The sequence below is a fragment of the Tolumonas lignilytica genome (genome assembly GCF_000527035.1).
Classification (GTDB): domain Bacteria; phylum Pseudomonadota; class Gammaproteobacteria; order Enterobacterales; family Aeromonadaceae; genus Tolumonas; species Tolumonas lignilytica.
The window spans coordinates 101,473-118,831 of record NZ_AZUK01000002.1 but is presented as its reverse complement, the minus strand read 5'-3'; the positions used below and the strand labels follow the sequence as shown (position 1 = coordinate 118,831).

15 protein-coding genes and 1 pseudogene are annotated in these 17,359 nt (G+C 37.5%); 7 read left to right on the top strand and 9 right to left on the bottom strand.

The genetic code is table 11. The annotated features are described in order from the left end of the window. The first annotated feature begins 85 nt into the window (after positions 1-85). Positions 86-775, top strand: a complete 690-nt coding sequence (locus tag H027_RS0115550; RefSeq protein WP_024873362.1) for a tetratricopeptide repeat protein — start codon at positions 86-88, stop codon at positions 773-775. A 169-nt stretch (positions 776-944) separates the two neighbouring features. Here H027_RS0115550 and H027_RS18540 read toward each other — a convergent pair whose 3' ends face one another. Together H027_RS18540 and H027_RS0115540 are read right to left on the bottom strand one after the other, a co-directional pair. After that, on the bottom strand, positions 945-1,754 hold the full coding sequence (locus H027_RS18540; protein WP_051449049.1) for a GIY-YIG nuclease family protein: 810 nt from the start codon (positions 1,752-1,754) through the stop codon (positions 945-947). A gap of 203 nt (positions 1,755-1,957) precedes the next feature. Then, a pseudogene (locus H027_RS0115540) lies at positions 1,958-2,497 on the bottom strand (type I restriction endonuclease); the annotation flags it as partial. A 122-nt stretch (positions 2,498-2,619) separates the two neighbouring features. Here H027_RS0115540 and H027_RS0115535 point away from each other — a divergent pair. Then, the gene (locus tag H027_RS0115535) at positions 2,620-3,693 is read left to right on the top strand and encodes a hypothetical protein (RefSeq protein ID WP_024873359.1); all 1,074 of its coding nucleotides are present in this window, start codon (positions 2,620-2,622) and stop codon (positions 3,691-3,693) included. A 156-nt stretch (positions 3,694-3,849) separates the two neighbouring features. Here the strand turns inward: H027_RS0115535 and H027_RS19035 are convergent, their stop codons facing one another. Further along, positions 3,850-3,987, bottom strand: a complete 138-nt coding sequence (locus H027_RS19035) for a hypothetical protein (RefSeq protein ID WP_202593502.1) — start codon at positions 3,985-3,987, stop codon at positions 3,850-3,852. 350 nt (positions 3,988-4,337) lie between these two features. Further along, positions 4,338-4,886: an isochorismatase family protein gene (locus H027_RS0115520; protein WP_024873358.1), complete on the bottom strand. Its 549-nt coding sequence runs from the start codon at positions 4,884-4,886 to the stop codon at positions 4,338-4,340. A 272-nt stretch (positions 4,887-5,158) separates the two neighbouring features. Between H027_RS0115520 and H027_RS0115515 the strand changes: the two genes are divergently transcribed. After that, the gene (locus H027_RS0115515) at positions 5,159-6,256 is read left to right on the top strand and encodes a Fic family protein (protein WP_024873357.1); all 1,098 of its coding nucleotides are present in this window, start codon (positions 5,159-5,161) and stop codon (positions 6,254-6,256) included. 158 nt (positions 6,257-6,414) lie between these two features. Here the strand turns inward: H027_RS0115515 and H027_RS0115510 are convergent, their stop codons facing one another. Further along, positions 6,415-6,612, bottom strand: coding sequence for a hypothetical protein (locus H027_RS0115510; RefSeq protein WP_202593500.1), 198 nt, complete (start codon positions 6,610-6,612; stop codon positions 6,415-6,417). Positions 6,613-7,373: 761 nt separating this feature from the next. Here H027_RS0115510 and H027_RS18060 point away from each other — a divergent pair. The 3 genes from H027_RS18060 (at position 7,374) to H027_RS0115490 (ending at position 10,407) form a co-directional block, all read left to right on the top strand. Next, positions 7,374-7,712: an NUDIX hydrolase gene (locus tag H027_RS18060; protein WP_202593499.1), complete on the top strand. Its 339-nt coding sequence runs from the start codon at positions 7,374-7,376 to the stop codon at positions 7,710-7,712. Positions 7,713-7,790: 78 nt separating this feature from the next. After that, positions 7,791-7,988 carry a hypothetical protein gene (locus H027_RS0115495; RefSeq protein ID WP_024873355.1) on the top strand — a complete coding sequence of 66 codons (198 nt, stop codon included), beginning with the start codon at positions 7,791-7,793 and terminating at the stop codon, positions 7,986-7,988. A 199-nt stretch (positions 7,989-8,187) separates the two neighbouring features. Next, positions 8,188-10,407, top strand: a complete 2,220-nt coding sequence (locus H027_RS0115490) for a hypothetical protein (protein WP_024873354.1) — start codon at positions 8,188-8,190, stop codon at positions 10,405-10,407. Positions 10,408-10,680: 273 nt separating this feature from the next. Here the strand turns inward: H027_RS0115490 and H027_RS0115485 are convergent, their stop codons facing one another. The 4 genes from H027_RS0115485 to H027_RS0115470 form a co-directional block, all read right to left on the bottom strand. Then, positions 10,681-11,367, bottom strand: coding sequence for a hypothetical protein (locus H027_RS0115485; protein ID WP_024873353.1), 687 nt, complete (start codon positions 11,365-11,367; stop codon positions 10,681-10,683). Between the two features lie 77 nt (positions 11,368-11,444). Then, entirely contained in the window at positions 11,445-11,855 is a 411-nt protein-coding gene (locus H027_RS19030) for a hypothetical protein (RefSeq protein ID WP_024873352.1), read from the bottom strand. Between the two features lie 171 nt (positions 11,856-12,026). Next, the gene (locus H027_RS0115475) at positions 12,027-12,785 is read right to left on the bottom strand and encodes a hypothetical protein (protein ID WP_024873351.1); all 759 of its coding nucleotides are present in this window, start codon (positions 12,783-12,785) and stop codon (positions 12,027-12,029) included. A gap of 44 nt (positions 12,786-12,829) precedes the next feature. Next, on the bottom strand, positions 12,830-13,243 hold the full coding sequence (locus H027_RS0115470; RefSeq protein ID WP_024873350.1) for a hypothetical protein: 414 nt from the start codon (positions 13,241-13,243) through the stop codon (positions 12,830-12,832). Positions 13,244-14,034: 791 nt separating this feature from the next. On the opposite strand from H027_RS0115470, the gene H027_RS0115465 reads away from it, so the two are divergent. Continuing rightward, on the top strand, positions 14,035-16,911 hold the full coding sequence (locus H027_RS0115465; protein WP_024873349.1) for a hypothetical protein: 2,877 nt from the start codon (positions 14,035-14,037) through the stop codon (positions 16,909-16,911). Positions 16,912-17,359 lie beyond the last annotated feature (448 nt).

Below are 17,359 nucleotides of genomic sequence, written 5' to 3'. Positions count from 1 at the left end.
TTTTTTGTAGCTAGAAAGATAAGCATAGTTATTGGAGTAGTAATAACAAATAAAGGTATTGTCCAACTTCAAATTGGAGGCTCAGATGATCCCAAATCCAGATCTGTCAGCTTTTATTGATTTTAAAGAAATAGAAAACAATATAAAAAGAACAAAGATGGATGAGGAGTATATCTCTCAACTACTTGAACTTGCTAATAATGGAAATGTAGATGCTCAATTTTATCTTGCCCAAGAGTATCTTCGTGATTCAAAATTTAATTCTACAACCAAATCTCAAGAAATGGCATTTGATTGGTATATTAAAGCAGCAGAAAATGGACATATAGAGGCACAAGAAAAATTAGCTTTATTATTTAAAGATAATGGCAACATTGAGAAAGCAATATATTGGTATACAAAATCAGCTCAATTTAGTTCCAAAAGCCAATATGAATTAGCGTTAATATATTCCAACCCAGAGTCTAACTTTATAGATTTTGATTTGGCATTTTTTTGGTGTAAAAAAGCTAGTGATACGAATTTAGCATCCGGGGAATTATTTTGTTATGACACGCATTCGATGTTTTTAATGTCGAAATTTTATGAACATGGAATTGGCACACCCGTTAACTTTGAAAAGGCATTTATTTGGTGCCACAACGCAGCCTCAAATGGAAATAAAGACGCGAGATTAGACTTACCTCGATTATTTAATGACGGCATTAAGGTTGAAAAAAAACTTAAGCAATATGAATATTGGAAAATATATAAATCATATTTATTCAAGCCATAGTAATAGCGATACTAAGTGACAGTTTAACAGTAGATACAAATCGGCGTCGATTAACCACCCAGTTAAGTGTCCACTAAAAACTTAGTGAACACTTAATATCCCACGGTCTTTACTCTAGTATTGAAGGCTGATTTTTAGTACAGTTATGGACTATGCTTTATATTTATTACTAAGATATGTTGATAATTATCTCTTTAACCACATTAAAGTATAGGCATATATCATCGATATCTTGCGTTGGCTTTTGCGATGGGATTAAAGCATATTTACCTGCATTTTTTATCTTAATAACTGACTGCTTTTCACACAAATTTATTACATTTTTAACATGCTCTTTTTTTGATGTTAATGGTCGCACTTCTAACTTTAACTTTCTTGTTTTTGAGTTATTAGAGAATACAGTAATTTTCAGCCCATTTATTTCGTGATAGATTTCAGTAAATCTTGATTGATCAATTCTAATTTCTGAAAATTCCAGATTCAGTTTTCTTTCCAACTCATTTTTCACGTTAACCATAAAATTTTCAATATCATTTTCAATTATTTTATTTTTTTCAACGTTTGAGTATTCTCCGTTATTTGATCGCTCTCTTGGCGGTATATCAATCCCTTCAATAATTGAATTATCACCATACGGTCTAATCGAATCACAGCCATGACCACCTGCAATGTTTGTCAGATTATTTTTACCATAAACCCAATGAATTAGTGTTGCTTCGACAGAAAAAGCTTCGTTCTCTTCATCAAAGCGACCGATTATTCTTTTTATTACTTCGTATCCCTGCTGTGTTATGTCGTGAATTTTTTTTATTTTTTTAGAGTTAGCCTCTTCATTTTTAGCTTCGATCTCATGTTGTTCAACTCTATACTCTTGACCTTTCCCAACATAGAAGACCTCATTTGTCATAGGATCGACCAATTCATATACATAATATTTTTTTAACTTTTTATCTTCGACAGGTAATAATTCTTCAGACACGAAATATTCCTCATATAAAATTTGCACAACCAATAGATCTCGATAGAGGCTAACTCTGATTTTTTGAATCAATTACTGCAATGGACTAAGGAACGCATTGATACAGCTCCCACAAACATGCTCGCAAAGCTACAGTTTAATATTTTCTGCTGGCAAGGCGATTTCAAAAATAATAATGCTTTCGCAGCGAGGCAGGTATAACCAATCGTTTTATTGATTGCCTGAAGTTGATAATAACGCGGAGATTTTCCACTCCCGTCATCGTAGTAATCTTGAGTAATAATAGGGAGCTGTTCGGTGGTATAGCCTTTCCAAGTGCAGTATTTATCCCAAAGAGCTTTAGGCGTTGGAAAGTCAGCAAGCTGTAATTCTTGTTCTAACTGAGTGGGGTTGGTTTTGTCATGGAAAATGAAATCTTCACCATTTGAAGCAAAAACAAAAGGAACCTCCAGCAAACCAGCATAATCCAACGCCTGTTGCATTCCCTTTCCGAATTCATGTTTGTTCGCTTTGGCTTCAATGACAGCCAGTGGCATATTTGGTTTATGGTATAAAACAATATCAGCAGATTTGACCTTTTTACGTGCGGCGGCCTGCCCTCGGACAATCACCTTCCCATCACGAAGTTTTACCTCCTGACGGATTTGAATCAGATCATCCCAACCAACATTCTTCACCGCAGGAAGAATAAATTTCGTAATGATGTCGGTTTCTGTCAGTTTTGTTTTATCCACTAATCCCATGTGCCGCCTGCTCCACGAGTCGATTGAGCACATTTTTACACACTTTGGGTCAGATTTGATTGTATCCTATCAAGAAAATACGATTGTTTAATCGTGATACTACTGCGGAAAGGTGATTTCAGATGTTTATGTTCCCCATTGAATTAGTTTTCCAATGGTTTGATGTGATTAATGTTGACGCAAAATTCATTCAAATTTTCGAAGATAAAACAGGAACCCCTTTTCCAATAAGTCTGAAAACATTAGAAAGATATAAAGAACTCGAGTCTCAAGGCATTGAAGTCAAAATGACGCCTGCACGCGAAGCAAAGATTCATCGAATTCAACAAGCCATCGATATTGATTTGAGTTCAGAAAGCTACTTCAAAAGTGAAAAGCATCTGATTGCATACAAAACCTTTTTTTTAGGTATGGACAAGGTTGTAAGCCAGAGTAACTCTCAATACTCATTTTCTTTAATCAACGAAGGTCTTAAACTGATTGATGAAATGATCACATTCACCAGAGCATTTGCTTCAGCACAACCAGCTCTACGAAAAGAAGTTTTCTTAGATACAAGTCTTCTGCAAAGATTTTTACCGCATGAAATCTATTTAGAATCTAAAAATTATTTATCAAATCTACCGATAGACAAATGGGTGACAGACCAGAAGGTAAAAGAAATCTTCATCATGACTGATATCGGTGTCATGCTATACCTCATCGCTTGTGTTGATCTTGAAGACCTCTTGCGAACGAATCCCAACTTAAGACCTGATGGCTACTTCACCGCCATCATACCAAGGGAACCATTCGAAAAATTTAACCCTACCGCTGCCAAAATCGATATGTGGGCCAAGTTCGCAGGGAGCATCAGAAAAAGTTGCAATAGTGATGAAGATTTGAGAACAACTGTCCAGAAATGGAAAGCCGATGTTGAAAGACCGACTGAATCAAAATTCATCCAGTGGATGTCTCATATAGCAAAACTTAAATACTCTGAATTTGATGAAACGCAAATCATGGGGTCAATACATAACGCTTGGATTCACTGGAAGATCGCCCTCCTCTTAACCAATATGAAGAACTGTTTTATTGGTAAAAGGAAAACTACAAAATATGCTATTTTCCCACTTTCAAATCGAGCGAATTTGGCTTCATGCTTTGAAAGGTATGATATTTACCTTCATGAGTTAAGAAAGCAGGTGGGGATTTGATTCCCACCTACATTTCAAAATAACTCAGTCGTCATCATCTTCATCAGAAGGACGTTCATCATATCCCCTACTTTGCCAATAAGCATCGTTCTCTGGATTCAGTTGTCGTGAACGATTGTCATCTGCATTTTTATCTCTAGCCATCGTCCAATCTCCTTATTTCGATTTACGATCGACTAAATGTTGAACTCGAGCGGGAAAGCTCCCAGACTCAGTTTTTCCACCATTTTGTTTAGCCTGGCTGCCTTGGATACGACTTTTATCGGATGAAGTAAATGGTTTTGAATTGCTCATGATCACTCCTTAATTAATGTGTTGTTCGAGAGCAAAATCAGCTTAAGAGCAATCAGTTCTGAAAGGATGTGGGGAATTTTGGTAATTTTTCCAAGTTATGAAAACGGATTATTTGGTAATGGATCGTCCTCATATGGTAATTCAAGTATTCTTTACAATTAATTATCACAGCAAATACCTATCCATAAAGTTCTAGCAGCTATTGGATACTGCCGACTTCACCGATAATGCTTTTGACATTGTATTTTTATTCTTTCATTCTTAGCCTACCCAGTATCGGTAGGCTTTTTTCGCAAGGAAGGAGATCGAGTGCTTGGTCAATTGATTAACGTGCAAGTCTCAGTCTCGAACTAGTGATACTGGAAACTAAACGTTTCTAATATTGAATCCGTTTCATCAACAACAATCTCACCCGCCGATACAATCAAGTTTTTCCACATCCAATTGTGATGTTTGATGATCTCTTCAGCATTAAGATGTGGTCTATCAGCCGTGGTATGCGCATCAGAAGCAACAACAACTGGTAGTTCATGACTGACTGCTGCACGGATTGTGGTATCAACACAAAAATCTGTGGCACAACCGCAGAAAATGACCTGATCAGGGACTAAACCATCAATTACATTCTCTAATTCAGTTTCATAAAACGAATCGCAAATTGTTTTTTGTATGAAGACATCTTCTGACTGATGATCTATTTCATTCAGGATCTGCCATCCGCTGCTGTACGGTTCCAAACCTTCCGTTTCATCACCATTGTGTTGAACATGAATGACTTTTCCACCAGAAGTTCGAGTTGCTTCAATCAATTTATTGATGTTTGAAATTACCGATCCAGAGTTGAAACGGGGAACGTCGAAAAGGGCTTTTTGCATATCAATAACAACTAAGATATTCATTCAGTTTCCAAAAAAGTGAGGAAGTTAAGCTAGAAAGCTTTTCTATTCTGCCTCAGTAACATGAGGCTATTTGGTCTCAATCTACACTCATGTATACAACCCGACAATCAGCAACAGTAATACTTGTTTTTCTAGCGTTCCTCTAAAGCTTCAAATACAGTTAGTCCCATCGTTAAAACTGTAATTTGCATTGAATGATTCAAATACCACTTATATTCTACTCACTTAATGAGTAGAATAATCTAACTATTCGGCTCATGGTGAGGTTCGGTATGTGGATCTGGCAACAACCAGAATGGCCTGATTTTGATTGGGACCAGACTGTAATCGCTCCATTGTTACGCGAAGCTCATTTCAATCAAGGTTTGTTACTGGGCCGAATGAGTTTAAAAAACCAGCAACAAGCAACGCTCGATACACTTCTAGCTAATATCGTTCATTCAAGCGCTATTGAAGGCGAAAAGCTCAATGCTTTCTCTGTTCGTTCGTCTCTTGCAAATAAATTAGGGATCAAGGAAGAACAGCAATATCCCACAACAGAACAAACCAACGGTTTAGCTGAAATGATGATTGATGCCATCACCCAGCTCGATCAACCTTTATCTCTTGCACGCATATTGTGTTGGCATGAATTGCTATTCCCTGTTGGCTATACCTTATTTAATCCAGTTCAGGGTGGAGTCTTGCGCGGTGAAACACCGATGCAGGTTGTTTCTGGTCGGATTGATAAACCAACAGTTCATTTTGAAGCACCTCCCAGAGACATCCTTGAAACGGAATTACAGCATTTCATTCGATGGTTTAATGATTCACGATCCGATGCTGAATTAGATCCATTACTTCGTGCTGCTATCACACATTTGTGGTTTGTAACATTACATCCGCTTGATGATGGGAATGGTCGCATTACACGACTTTTAACTGATTTGGCACTGGCACAAGGTGAAAAATTATCGATCCGTTTTTATGCAATGTCGGTCAGTATTCTTGCGCATAAGAAGTCGTATTACGAAATCTTAGAGCAGACTCAAAAGAGAGAAATGAACATTACTCCTTGGCTCGTCTGGTTTCTGACAACACTGAATGATACGCTGCTAGGTTCAATGCGAATGATTGAACAAACCGTTGCTAAAACTAATTTTTGGCGCAATGTCGATCAAACCAAATTATCAACAGAACAAGTTCGGGTACTAAACCGTTTGCTGGATGGTGACTTCGAGTCTGGCATCAACAGCAGTCAATACCAGAAGGTCGCTAAAGTCAGCCGAGCTACTGCAACACGTCATCTAGCTCATTTAGTTGAACTCGGTTGCTTATCTAAAACTGATGCAGGTGGTCGCAGCACTCGGTACGTCATTCGGAACTCATGAAGCTTTTTATACCGATGAATGCATATTTGTCCGAATGTGTTGTTTTTCCTATGTATATTATAAAAATATACCTATTCAGACCAATTCATATGGATCATTGAACAGCGTACGCAGTACGCCATTCAATTGTTTTTGCCATTACATATGACTAACCCAAATTAATCGTATATTCCAGAATCCAGTTCTTTGAAAAAAGTATCGCCATCGACCAAATCGTTATCGCCAATGTCTGAAAACCGCACCTTAACAAGCGCCATTTTCTGTTCTTCTGTAAGTTGAAATTCTTGAGAAGACTTTACAGCAGGGATTGAATTTTCTTTTTTAAGATTTCCAATAGGCTCGATTTGATCATTCATTAGCATCGTTCCGGATCTCGCTTTCGCTTCATTAATTCCCATACAAACCGTCTTATCAGGTCATCATGTGAACTTATAACCCAGCAGGCGTTATGTATAAAATATTGTGCATATTCTCAACAAATTTATACTCAAATGCTTACACATCGTTTCTTGAGTTAAGCAAAATTGACTCATCGGAGGCTATGATTTGACACCAGAACCTCCATCTGTTGTATTGATGCGGGCTGGTATGTCATTGTCACAAAACTCGACACTGTAACTGCATTTTAGCTACTTACAATTACACCATGACCGCCGGATGCCAAAATGAACGAACACTTACCAAAGTAGGAAATTCAATTGGGCTAACTATTCCCGCACAATGGCTATCAGAAATGCACTAAAGCAAGGCTCTAAGGTCACTATAGCCCGGGAACACGATGGAATCTTTGTTAAGCCAGTAAATCCAACGTTTAATCTAAAAGAACTTATAGCTAATACTGATTTTGAAGCACAGCGTAACGACCCCGAACTTCAATGTTGGAACAATAAGCCAAACGTAGGCCGTGAAAATATCTAAATACGCACTCATTGAGTAACTGAACTGTCATTGCCCCAGCAGTGAATCTCTGCCTAAGCCGTTTAAACATAAGCTGAACATTCGCCCGATAAGCGTACAATGACACCATTGCCTCAGAATAAGCGGTGGCTTAATGGCTTTTAATGATCTGTTTCGGCTAAGTTCACACGCAGTGATCTTGAATGAGCACAACTAGGTTTTGCTCCTGAAAGCAAATTATGGCTCGTTGTCATGGGGATTACCTGGTGGTGCATTAGAACCGGGAGAAACCATTCATGATGCCCTCCTCCGTGAATGTCAGGAAGAACTGAATACAGCGGTGATGGTGGACGCACTGACTGGTGTGTACTACCACTCCGCATACAACTCGCAAGCATTCATTTTTCGTTGTCTGTTACCGGATACATCGGCCATTCAGTTAAGCCATGAACATACCGAATGGCAGTTCTGGGACATTAATAAACTCAGTACGGTACAGCAGCTACGTATTAGTGATTGTCTGAATTACTCGGGTGTAGTGGTCAGCAGGAAATTTTAGGCTGTTTTGGAAACAAGCAGGCCAGCAATTGAGTAGCTATCCCCTATTCTTGGGGTTAACAGATGAGCGGTTTGAGTAATGTTTTACGAAATCACACATGCTATCAATAAACGCAGTACCGCAGATGAGCTAATCGAAGTATGCCAAGCGTTACTGAAAGATGGCGTTACACTGCTAGATTTGATCAGTGCATTAAGAGAAAGTATGGATACATACATTAATGATGTAAATTCCATCGAATTAATTAAATCTTATTATTTTACCTTAATGATATAAGCAATCACATATTCAAATGGAATATAATGATGATGCAATCATCAATTATTAGTTATCGTTCGATAACTAATTTATAAAACCATCTTTTGTCCGGATAATTTAATATTTGACTATAATTATATAAAAATAATTTTTTAAAATAAATCATTGACAAAAAATCATTTCGTGATAATTTTCAACCAAAGACGAAATAGATGAAATGAAAACAGAAAAAAACACAAAATCAAAATTTAATATAAAAACCAATGACAATAAAATTATTAATGTAAATAGTGATTCATTAATTTCAGTTATTCAATCCTTACAGACTGATGAGATTAAATTTTCTGTAAACGCAACCAGAAATGATGCTTTTACATTACTAAAATTCACATTTGAAAAATACTTCAAACTTTTTATTGAAGATAAATCCATAAGAATTTCAAATCTCAATAAACTTGAACAGGCACTATTGCTTATAAAGTATGCTTATACCGAAGTAGAACAGAATGAGGCAATCGCATTACTGGCCACAAGCTTATTTGCTCGTATCCCCTCGCCTTATGCAACACTTGAAGATGCAATCGCAGCCATATCAGAACAGATGGTTTCATACCCCCATGTCTACCGCGATGCATTTATCCCTAAAGTATATGAGCAATTATTGTCGCGTTTTAGACTAAACGAACAATTTTTGAATCGGGTTTCGACAGTTCAATCGGCATCCAAAGTTGAGCATCTTTCAATTCCATATGGTAAAAAACTAGTCGAGCACATCCAAAACAATCCAGGGATCTACATCCTCTCTGGGCCCATGGCTAGTGGAAAATCGCAAAAAGTGATGCTCCCTCTGTTCGAGCATTTTTCTGCATTACAACTATATCCTTTGCTTATGAGCGCAAAACGTTCCCTTGCTAAAATCATGATCTCTGATGCCAGACATTACGAAACGGTCTTTGAGAAACTTGAGAGTCAATATGCAGACATCACTGAATTCAGTCAGGGTGTTTGCGGGGTCGTAAACACCCTCTTGGGTCTACTATTTGCATTGATCCGCGAACAAAGCAACATATTACTGATTGATGAAATTGAAGATGTTCTTTCTCATTGCATCAGCAACGCCATAGGTAATGGTTCATTCGAATCCAAAATAGAGATCTTGGAACAGCTCTTCCTACAAATTAGACGAAGTCACACGGTTGTACTTGCAGACGCATTTATTAGTACTGAAACTATTGATGAAATTGCAAAACATTCCGATAAGCCGATCTACATATGCAATGGCGGAGATATTCCTTGTTCCTATCCTCAAGTTGACCTTCACCCCAGTGAAGCGGAATTTTTCGCTAATCTAGTCGGTGACCTAAAATCCGGCAAACGAGTGTTGATGTTTACTGACTGCGCGAACACGCCAGATAAACCCCAATTTGACAAATATTTTAGTTATTGTGCTCAATTTTGTTCCAGTGCACTGCAAGTGGATGCAAATACTATTCAGCTATATGATCTCAATGATCTCTTTAGCAACAAATGCAATTATCAATATATTCAGTTCAGTCCTGTGGTCACGTCCGGCATAAGTATCACTGATGTTTTATTCGACAAAGTTTATGTCCTGAGCCATCAAACCATTCATCCCCTTCAATTATTACAGACACTTTTCCGTTATCGTAAAGCTAAAGTGGTCGATGTATTCATTTCAGCAGGTATGGCGGAACAAAATGAATTTAAGAGCCCAGACCAACTACTTTTTGCTGAGCTATCTAAATCAAAATTTCGTGAAATATGTGGGGCGCAATTTGACGACATAAAACAAAACCCCGCCGTTTGCGCATTACTCAATCGCAAGTTTAACGAGCAACAACTCAGAAGAGGTTACAGACGTAATGTACTCCAGCTAATGCTATTACACGGTTTCCAACTCAATCTATTGGAGAAAAACCATGATCTTGCAAAAGCTGGCAAACAAATGATTGCTGATGCGAAAAAAATAACTGTAAGTAAAGCACTAAAATCGGAATCAAATTTCTCTTTGACTATCGACTACGCGCAATTGCTGCGTAACGAAGATCCAACATTGATGAAAGTTTCTGATTACCGTTTGTATCTGTTTTTGAATAAATTGCTGCAAAAGCTCGCTATCGACAACAGCACGTTTACTGGTGAATGTAATCAGGCTCACTTCGCTCATGTCCTCCATTGGTTACAAAATGAATCAATAGAGATAAACGGTCTATCAGATCCAGTGAAAAAGATACTGCAAGATAACGGGTTTCATTCCAGCCTAAACAGCAAAAAGGCTAAAAGTGTGATTGATAATGTTCTGCGCCACTTTCTAAATTTGGAAACCACGGAAGCTAACAGAGGTGCAGCAATAGATGGGAAACGCTTGCGGGTTTATAAGGTTATTCGTGTAGCGGATCACAGCCAAATCAATTAAAACATAAAATTTATAGATAGGTATAACGAGGATTTTATAACGAGCGAAATTAACAAGGTAAATATTCATTAGAAATTAGAATTAAATCCAGTGCGAGGCACTGGATTTCTCCACACCACATTACACGTAACATGCAAACAAATAAGTTATTAAATAAAGTAGTCATATTCGTAGTTATATGATTTTCTCAGTCAGCAGAAACCTTATACATCCGGTGTTTTAAGCAGATTAAATCAATGTGTACGCATTATTCAATATAATCACACAAATGATTTAAAGTGTCCCAGGAATATTTTGTTGCAATTTTATTTCCTCCTTTTCAATTTGAAGAAGAATTTTCACAATTGATGTTGCACGAACATATAAGAGGTTTGCAATTTTGTTTGATTCATTTTCTGACAATTTATCTCTACGTTGTAATGATTTTTTAATGCCCGTTAAAACATCCCACTCACCCAAGGTTATCCATACAGGATAAAAGTCATCATCAACCACATAAAGTATTTTTATCTCATAAAACTCATCATCGATATTCCATTCAATATTGACAAAACAGCCTTCCAGATTTTCACAATCGATGAAATCTAAATAAGGGGAATCTTTAGCTGCATCAATAATTTTTTCTACAGGCAGTACATTTGGAGTAGGTAACTCTTCAGCAGATAAATAATCATCTTCGGCAATACAACAGGTTAATGACAGCTTTCGCCACGCACCTATCGAAGATAGGGGTAAAAGGAATTTACTAGGGTTTATTACCTCCACGAAACCATCAAATGATATTTGATGAAATTTCAATAAAGTCTCCCAATGTGATTCTGGAAGATAACAACAAATGGGCCATCCAAAGCGACTTAAACAGTTAAAATTGCTTGTCCTTTCAATATCCACCCAAAATAAATTAGGAAATAAGATTTCATAATCCGAAACAAAATGATAAGGGTTAAATTTTTGACACATATATATTCTCCAAAATAAAATTCCAGTATTACCGAAGGTGGCAATTAGCTTCAGAGGTTAATTTTAAAAATTAGCCATTAAAAATTCATTGGCGTCATGCAGGGTAAACGCTTAGTTCTACGATATTTTGCTTTAAACTTTGCAACTTCTCCATTCTCAACCAAGATAGTGAAATCGAAGATCCCATGCTTGTCCGATTTTGGAATCAACCTGTCCGTTTGCCCCATAGATATAAAAACTACAAATGGAGATTCAGAGTTATCTTCAAACATGATTTCTAAAGAATCTACGTTGTTATACATACCACGAGTAATGATTACATATTTACCACTTTTCATTTCTCTCAGCAGATTTTCTTGGCATTTAGGGATCAACAACCGGCCAGCACCGTCGTTCCAACTAAGGAAAAGTAGACCGCTTTCGGCCATGTCACTTTCCCAGTAATTTGTATCCAGAACTTTTACACCATTATTGGAAATAAAAATCATAACAATCACACCTCGACATTATAAAAAACAATTAAAATTATTTATTAACAAAGAAAAACCATAAAGCTGAATTCATAATCACATCAGGCATTAATGGAGTATTAACAATATTTTTTAAACAGACAAGCTTATTTACAAGACAATATAGATAAAATAATAAATATATTCATCTTATTTATTGCAAGATACATTATATTCTTTTATTCCCATTGATTGCTTTGTGATGCGCAAAAAATCACGAGTTTTACAATTATCTATCTCATTAATAACAAGCTTATTATTTTCAAAGCAAAGAATTAGTTTTAAAATGGGCTCAACCCAAGAAATTACGTATTCTACTGTTGAATCCATTTCATTTCCTTGTATATCGAACTCTCGACTTAATCCTTTCCTAATACCTTCATCAAGACTCCAATTACCCAATTCAACCACTAATGGTATCCGTTCATTATCTTTCTCTAGCAAAACCTTAAGAATATATAATTTATCATCCATGTTATAATCAAGACTAATAAAGAAGCCATTGACATTATTGAAATCTATCATTTCAAAAAAACAAGCACCATTAATAAAATTAACTATCTGGGATACTGGCAATATGTCTGGGAATTGATTTTTATATGCAAAATTAAAGGCTTTACTGTCTATCCTGTATGTTAGTAAACTTGAACTCCAAGCAGCTAATGTACTGAAATAGTATTTAACTTCATCGATAATCTCTATCGGAACGTCTTCTTTAACTAAAAATGCCAGCCAAACCTGCTCGGGCACATAACATTTTTGAGGCCATCGCAATGACAATGGATACTTACCCGAAATATTATCTGTATGTAATTTTTCAGCTTTACGCCAAAATTCATTTGAAAACACATCAGAAAACTTATTTCCAAACCCCATAATAATACGTGTTCGCTCATATTTATTATCCATAAAACCTCTCTATTTAATTAATAGTAAAATAATTCATAACAAACTCAATGAATCATTTCGTCGTTTTCGATAATTCGTTCTATTATTGCAGGCAACACTGCAATACGCTCACCTTCTAATGTTAACTCTAAGAAATATCTTTTACCCTCCTCCCCATGCTCTAATAACTTATCTGAATATTCGACACCAAACACAAATCCTGGTGGAATTAATGTACCTTCGAAATCATAAAAGTCGAACACATAACAATCATGCCCATAAAGAACCTCTCTTGAAATTGCCACATGAGACATGGTATTTAATAGATCTATATATGAACGTTCCATAATGCAATCGACATTCACCGTTAATGCACTGTCACTCCATTTGATGGATGGGCGTTTTTTAGCATATATAATTTCACATCCAGCATCAGGGCTAGCTAATTCCACAATACGTTCAATATTAAAATCAGACATATAAAACCCTCTTAAAAAATAAGATTAATAATTAATTCAAATATAACAAGATATATGCTTACTGCTATTAATTCGCCTTTCGAATCAATGAAATGATTATATCACCGTCAATAAATAATTCAATTTAAATAAGTTATTATAAAAGCAATAAATAATTTGACACGATATTTATAAATATAAAATATTACTGTCAATGTCTTATTTAAATATAGTCTCAACTTATCGCTTTATTTAAATTAATAAATATTAACCCCAACAAACAATCCTAACCCTGAACCAGCCGAGGACATATTTCAGCAATTTTTATTTATCAGGTGCACTAAGTTACAAATAACGCCGCGGAATTAGTTTCTTTCGTGAGTAATGAAATATAGCCCGTCTTTTTGAATGAAAAACATCCAAAGTCAACGTGTGCGCCAGCCATGCAATCTGGCCTGTTCTGCCTGGTCAAAAAGATTAGTGTCCAAATTAATGTATCACTTTATAAATAGATATATAAAAGACACAGAAATGGACTTAACTGTTATGCGAAGCATAACTGATAGCTCTAAATCTTTTTTTAGTAATGCTGATTCTTACTTCCATGGGAAAGGGTGCCATTTGGAAAAATGGAAGCACCTGATGCTTCGTTCTTCGCAATCAATGGCTTCAATGTCAGATAGAAAATGTGTGCAGTTAGTGTGACAGGGCTATTCATTCATAAAATCTGTACCGCATTATCCCTGCTAGTTGTATGGAGTTTGCCTTCGACTCAGGTAAGATAAATCATTACTTTTTCTTCAATAAATCATATGTCTACCGCAATTCCATCGCATGAAATTAAAAGTATCGCTGTCGCCAGGACACAGATTGACGGACTTCCTGCCTCGGTTACTCCGTTCTTCGGGAACATGAAATCAAATTTAGAAAAACTGGCTATTGATGAGAGATACCAAAGTCTTCCTATCACGATTCATTGCGATCCAGCCAATGCCTATGAAGCCCTAGAGCTTGCGAAGAAATATAAAACTGATCTTAAAATCGATAATACGTTTGTAAGCGCTCGAGCACGCAGCGACATCGATGTCTTTACTGAATTGCAGGTCCGCCATGCGCCCACGGCCTATCGCTTCAAAGAACACTTTAAAAAGCTAGTAGAAATGAGAAGCAATTCGTTTTTCACCAATGAAATGCGGCATGAAGCGGAAACTAAATTACTCGAATTATTGAAATACTATCCGGCGAGAAATGAAGAGTCGGTTGCCTGGCTACAACAATACGTAACGAAACAATTTGAACAGGCCTATCAAAATGTACTCAAGTTTCATAGTCCTGAACCGGATATCCCCGATACAACAATGCTCCATCGTCCTTATGACAGTACATTATTAGATTTCATTGAGGACAAACGTCAGAAAGAGGGAAAAGTAGTTTTCCTACTAACAGGCGGGATGGGCTCCGGTAAGACATCTAATGTGCTCAGACCTATCTTCAATCGATATATGGAGAGTGAGTTTCACCCGCATTTTATAAGCTGTAAGCGATCGATGCTGGCGGATAAGCTTGGCGATCCCTGCCATTATCAAACGGCTATCACTGACAATTCTGACCAATTACCCAAAGGATTGTTCTCGGTGGTCAATTCAACCTTTCTGATGCATTTCGAAAGGTTTAATCAGGAAAGCCGCGTGACGATTATTGATGAAATTGAAGAAGTCAGATCTCACCTTGCCGGACATGCCGTTGGTAATGGCTCCTTAGACAACCGAGCCAGGACACTCAGAAATCTCGAACAACAATTAAGATCATCGTCGGTAGTGGTCGCTGCCGATGCACTTATGTCTGATGATACGGTCCACTGGCTAAAATCAGTTACGGATGCCAAGATCTACATTGTTGCCCCTCCCACCCCCTATCAATATCAGCAAACGATCGCTTATTACGATACCAAAAGCGGCATCAATCAGGCGGTTAATGTACTGATCAATCGCCTGAAAAATGGTGAAAATGTGGCGTTGTTCTGCGATGCAGGAAAAGAAAAAATATACGAATTAAAGTCCAGTCTGGAAGCTGCCGTTCCTTCGTTGAAAACGAAAAGCATCCTGATTGACGGAGAATTCGTCGCTAAACCCGAAGGAAAGGAATTCTTAGCTGATCTGAACCAGAATCTCGAAGCCTATCAGCTATGCATTATCACTCCCGTCATTAACTCAGGGATCAGTATTGAAACAACCCGTTTCAGTTCTGTCTTCGTATTTGCAGCCGGTACAATCCTGCCAACGAATATCATCCAATGCATGAGGCGCTTCAGAAAGGTCACTGACATTCATTTTGCCATGTTCAACTCAGTCTATAACCGCTATACCGACCGACAAGTGATCTTGGTTGATGAACTGACAAAATTCACTACCCCAGATAGCTTTACCAATGACCTCATCGAAACCAGTAAGAATGATACTTACATCAGCAAAATTGTTGACCGGATCGTGTTTGAAAACAAACTACGAGCGAACTACCGATGTAAGGTATTGCTGATCCTGAGCCAGCTTAATTTCAAAATCGTTCAGGTTAAACCAGACCGGGTCGCACGAAAAGAAGGACATGCTGCCCGAAAAGTCGGTGCAGCAGAAGAGAAGCTATTCAGAGATGACTATCTGAAATCGGTCGATGTCCCCATTACCAGACAGGAAGCAGCTCGCCTTATTCGAAAAGACGACCAGACCAACAAGAAGGAATACCTGGATCTACTGGCTTACAACCTATTTCATACCCTTCAGGTGACTTCAATCACTGAGGATGTGATCAATTTTTATGACCAGAAGGGACTTCTCTTCTATCAGCGACTGATATACCTCCATAAATCCGACTATACAGAAAGCGCGAATGATCGAGCAAAATCGTTATTCTTAAAACGCATACTTCAGCTCTTGAATATAGACAGTGCGGATTGGTTCGGACAATATACAAATTCTGATGCCAGGCAGGTTGTTGATTTTATCCAGCATGGAAACATTGAATTAGGTGATTCGCCGATCAGCGCAAATTATCTGTTTAAAGAAATGTGCGGCATATTTCCAACATGGAAACGTGCATCCCGGTTTGTCAGGATCATCTTGGAAAACTTAGGTCTGGAAGAAGTACGCACAACACACAAGATCGCAGGCCATGACGGGGTCCGGAACTTTGCCTATACCGTAAAAAGGTCGGCTATTCTTGAACAAGCTGAAACGTACTTTAAGAAAAATAACCCCAAGCTCATAGCCAAACTAGGCGAATCCATCCAAGCGGGTGAAACGGTAATAATTCCAGAGCCGAATATATATCCAGCAGCTTCTATACCCCCGGCAAGCACACGCAAATCTAAAGCCTTACCATCACAACAAATCAAGCATGAGCGAGAACAGAAGCCCAACCCTGAGCTTATGACTGTAGTAAATACAGATGCTGCTGAAAACGCTGCCATGAATGAATATCTATCCAGATATGATGAAGGAGGATGCCCGTGGGAAATGGCACCATGCATTGAGGACAATATTGATATCTCGGGCATCTTTTCGACGCATCGGCCTGCCACAATATTAGCTGAAAACAATAGCGGCATTAGCATAATGGCCTCAATCAACAATGAGACAAAGCAACTATCAGACGAAGAAATAGATGAATTTATGGCAGAGATATTCGCAAAATGACCCTATTCACCAATAAACGTGGTTGATCATAAAACACTTTAGAAAAAATACCTGGCACCATAATATTCGTGGTGTCTGGTAAATACTGACATTAGCCACAATTGTAGAAGAGAAATAAAGGGAGGACACAATCACTTCAAGGAGAAAAAATATATTTTCCTCCAACAACGGAAAGTTAGTATAAACTCCAATACATCAAACACATTTTAAAGCGACCAAAACAGAAAACAGAAAAACAGAAAAACAGAAAAACAGAAAAACAGAAAAACAGAAAAACAGAAAAACAGAAAAACAGCGGAATATATACCAGTGTAAATTCACAGATCCAGGCTGAATTAATTCTCAATAACATGAAACATTTCCACCGCGCCCCACCTGCCTACAAATATCACACTCTGAAATTATACTTTAAAATATACCACCGTAACCATTCCCGCCACCGACACAT

What these genes read in the sequence shown, in the direction of transcription:
- H027_RS0115550 (WP_024873362.1), top strand. Translation starts at nt 86, where the DNA reads ATGATCCCAAATCCAGATCTGTCAGCTTTTATTGATTTTAAAGAAATA.
- H027_RS0115535 (WP_024873359.1), top strand. Translation starts at nt 2,620, where the DNA reads ATGTTTATGTTCCCCATTGAATTAGTTTTCCAATGGTTTGATGTGATT.
- H027_RS19035 (WP_202593502.1), bottom strand. Translation starts at nt 3,987, where the DNA reads ATGAGCAATTCAAAACCATTTACTTCATCCGATAAAAGTCGTATCCAA.
- H027_RS0115520 (WP_024873358.1), bottom strand. Translation starts at nt 4,886, where the DNA reads ATGAATATCTTAGTTGTTATTGATATGCAAAAAGCCCTTTTCGACGTT.
- H027_RS0115515 (WP_024873357.1), top strand. Translation starts at nt 5,159, where the DNA reads ATGTGGATCTGGCAACAACCAGAATGGCCTGATTTTGATTGGGACCAG.
- H027_RS0115510 (WP_202593500.1), bottom strand. Translation starts at nt 6,612, where the DNA reads ATGAATGATCAAATCGAGCCTATTGGAAATCTTAAAAAAGAAAATTCA.
- H027_RS0115495 (WP_024873355.1), top strand. Translation starts at nt 7,791, where the DNA reads ATGTTTTACGAAATCACACATGCTATCAATAAACGCAGTACCGCAGAT.
- H027_RS0115490 (WP_024873354.1), top strand. Translation starts at nt 8,188, where the DNA reads ATGAAAACAGAAAAAAACACAAAATCAAAATTTAATATAAAAACCAAT.
- H027_RS0115485 (WP_024873353.1), bottom strand. Translation starts at nt 11,367, where the DNA reads ATGTGTCAAAAATTTAACCCTTATCATTTTGTTTCGGATTATGAAATC.
- H027_RS19030 (WP_024873352.1), bottom strand. Translation starts at nt 11,855, where the DNA reads ATGATTTTTATTTCCAATAATGGTGTAAAAGTTCTGGATACAAATTAC.
- H027_RS0115475 (WP_024873351.1), bottom strand. Translation starts at nt 12,785, where the DNA reads ATGGATAATAAATATGAGCGAACACGTATTATTATGGGGTTTGGAAAT.
- H027_RS0115470 (WP_024873350.1), bottom strand. Translation starts at nt 13,243, where the DNA reads ATGTCTGATTTTAATATTGAACGTATTGTGGAATTAGCTAGCCCTGAT.
- H027_RS0115465 (WP_024873349.1), top strand. Translation starts at nt 14,035, where the DNA reads ATGTCTACCGCAATTCCATCGCATGAAATTAAAAGTATCGCTGTCGCC.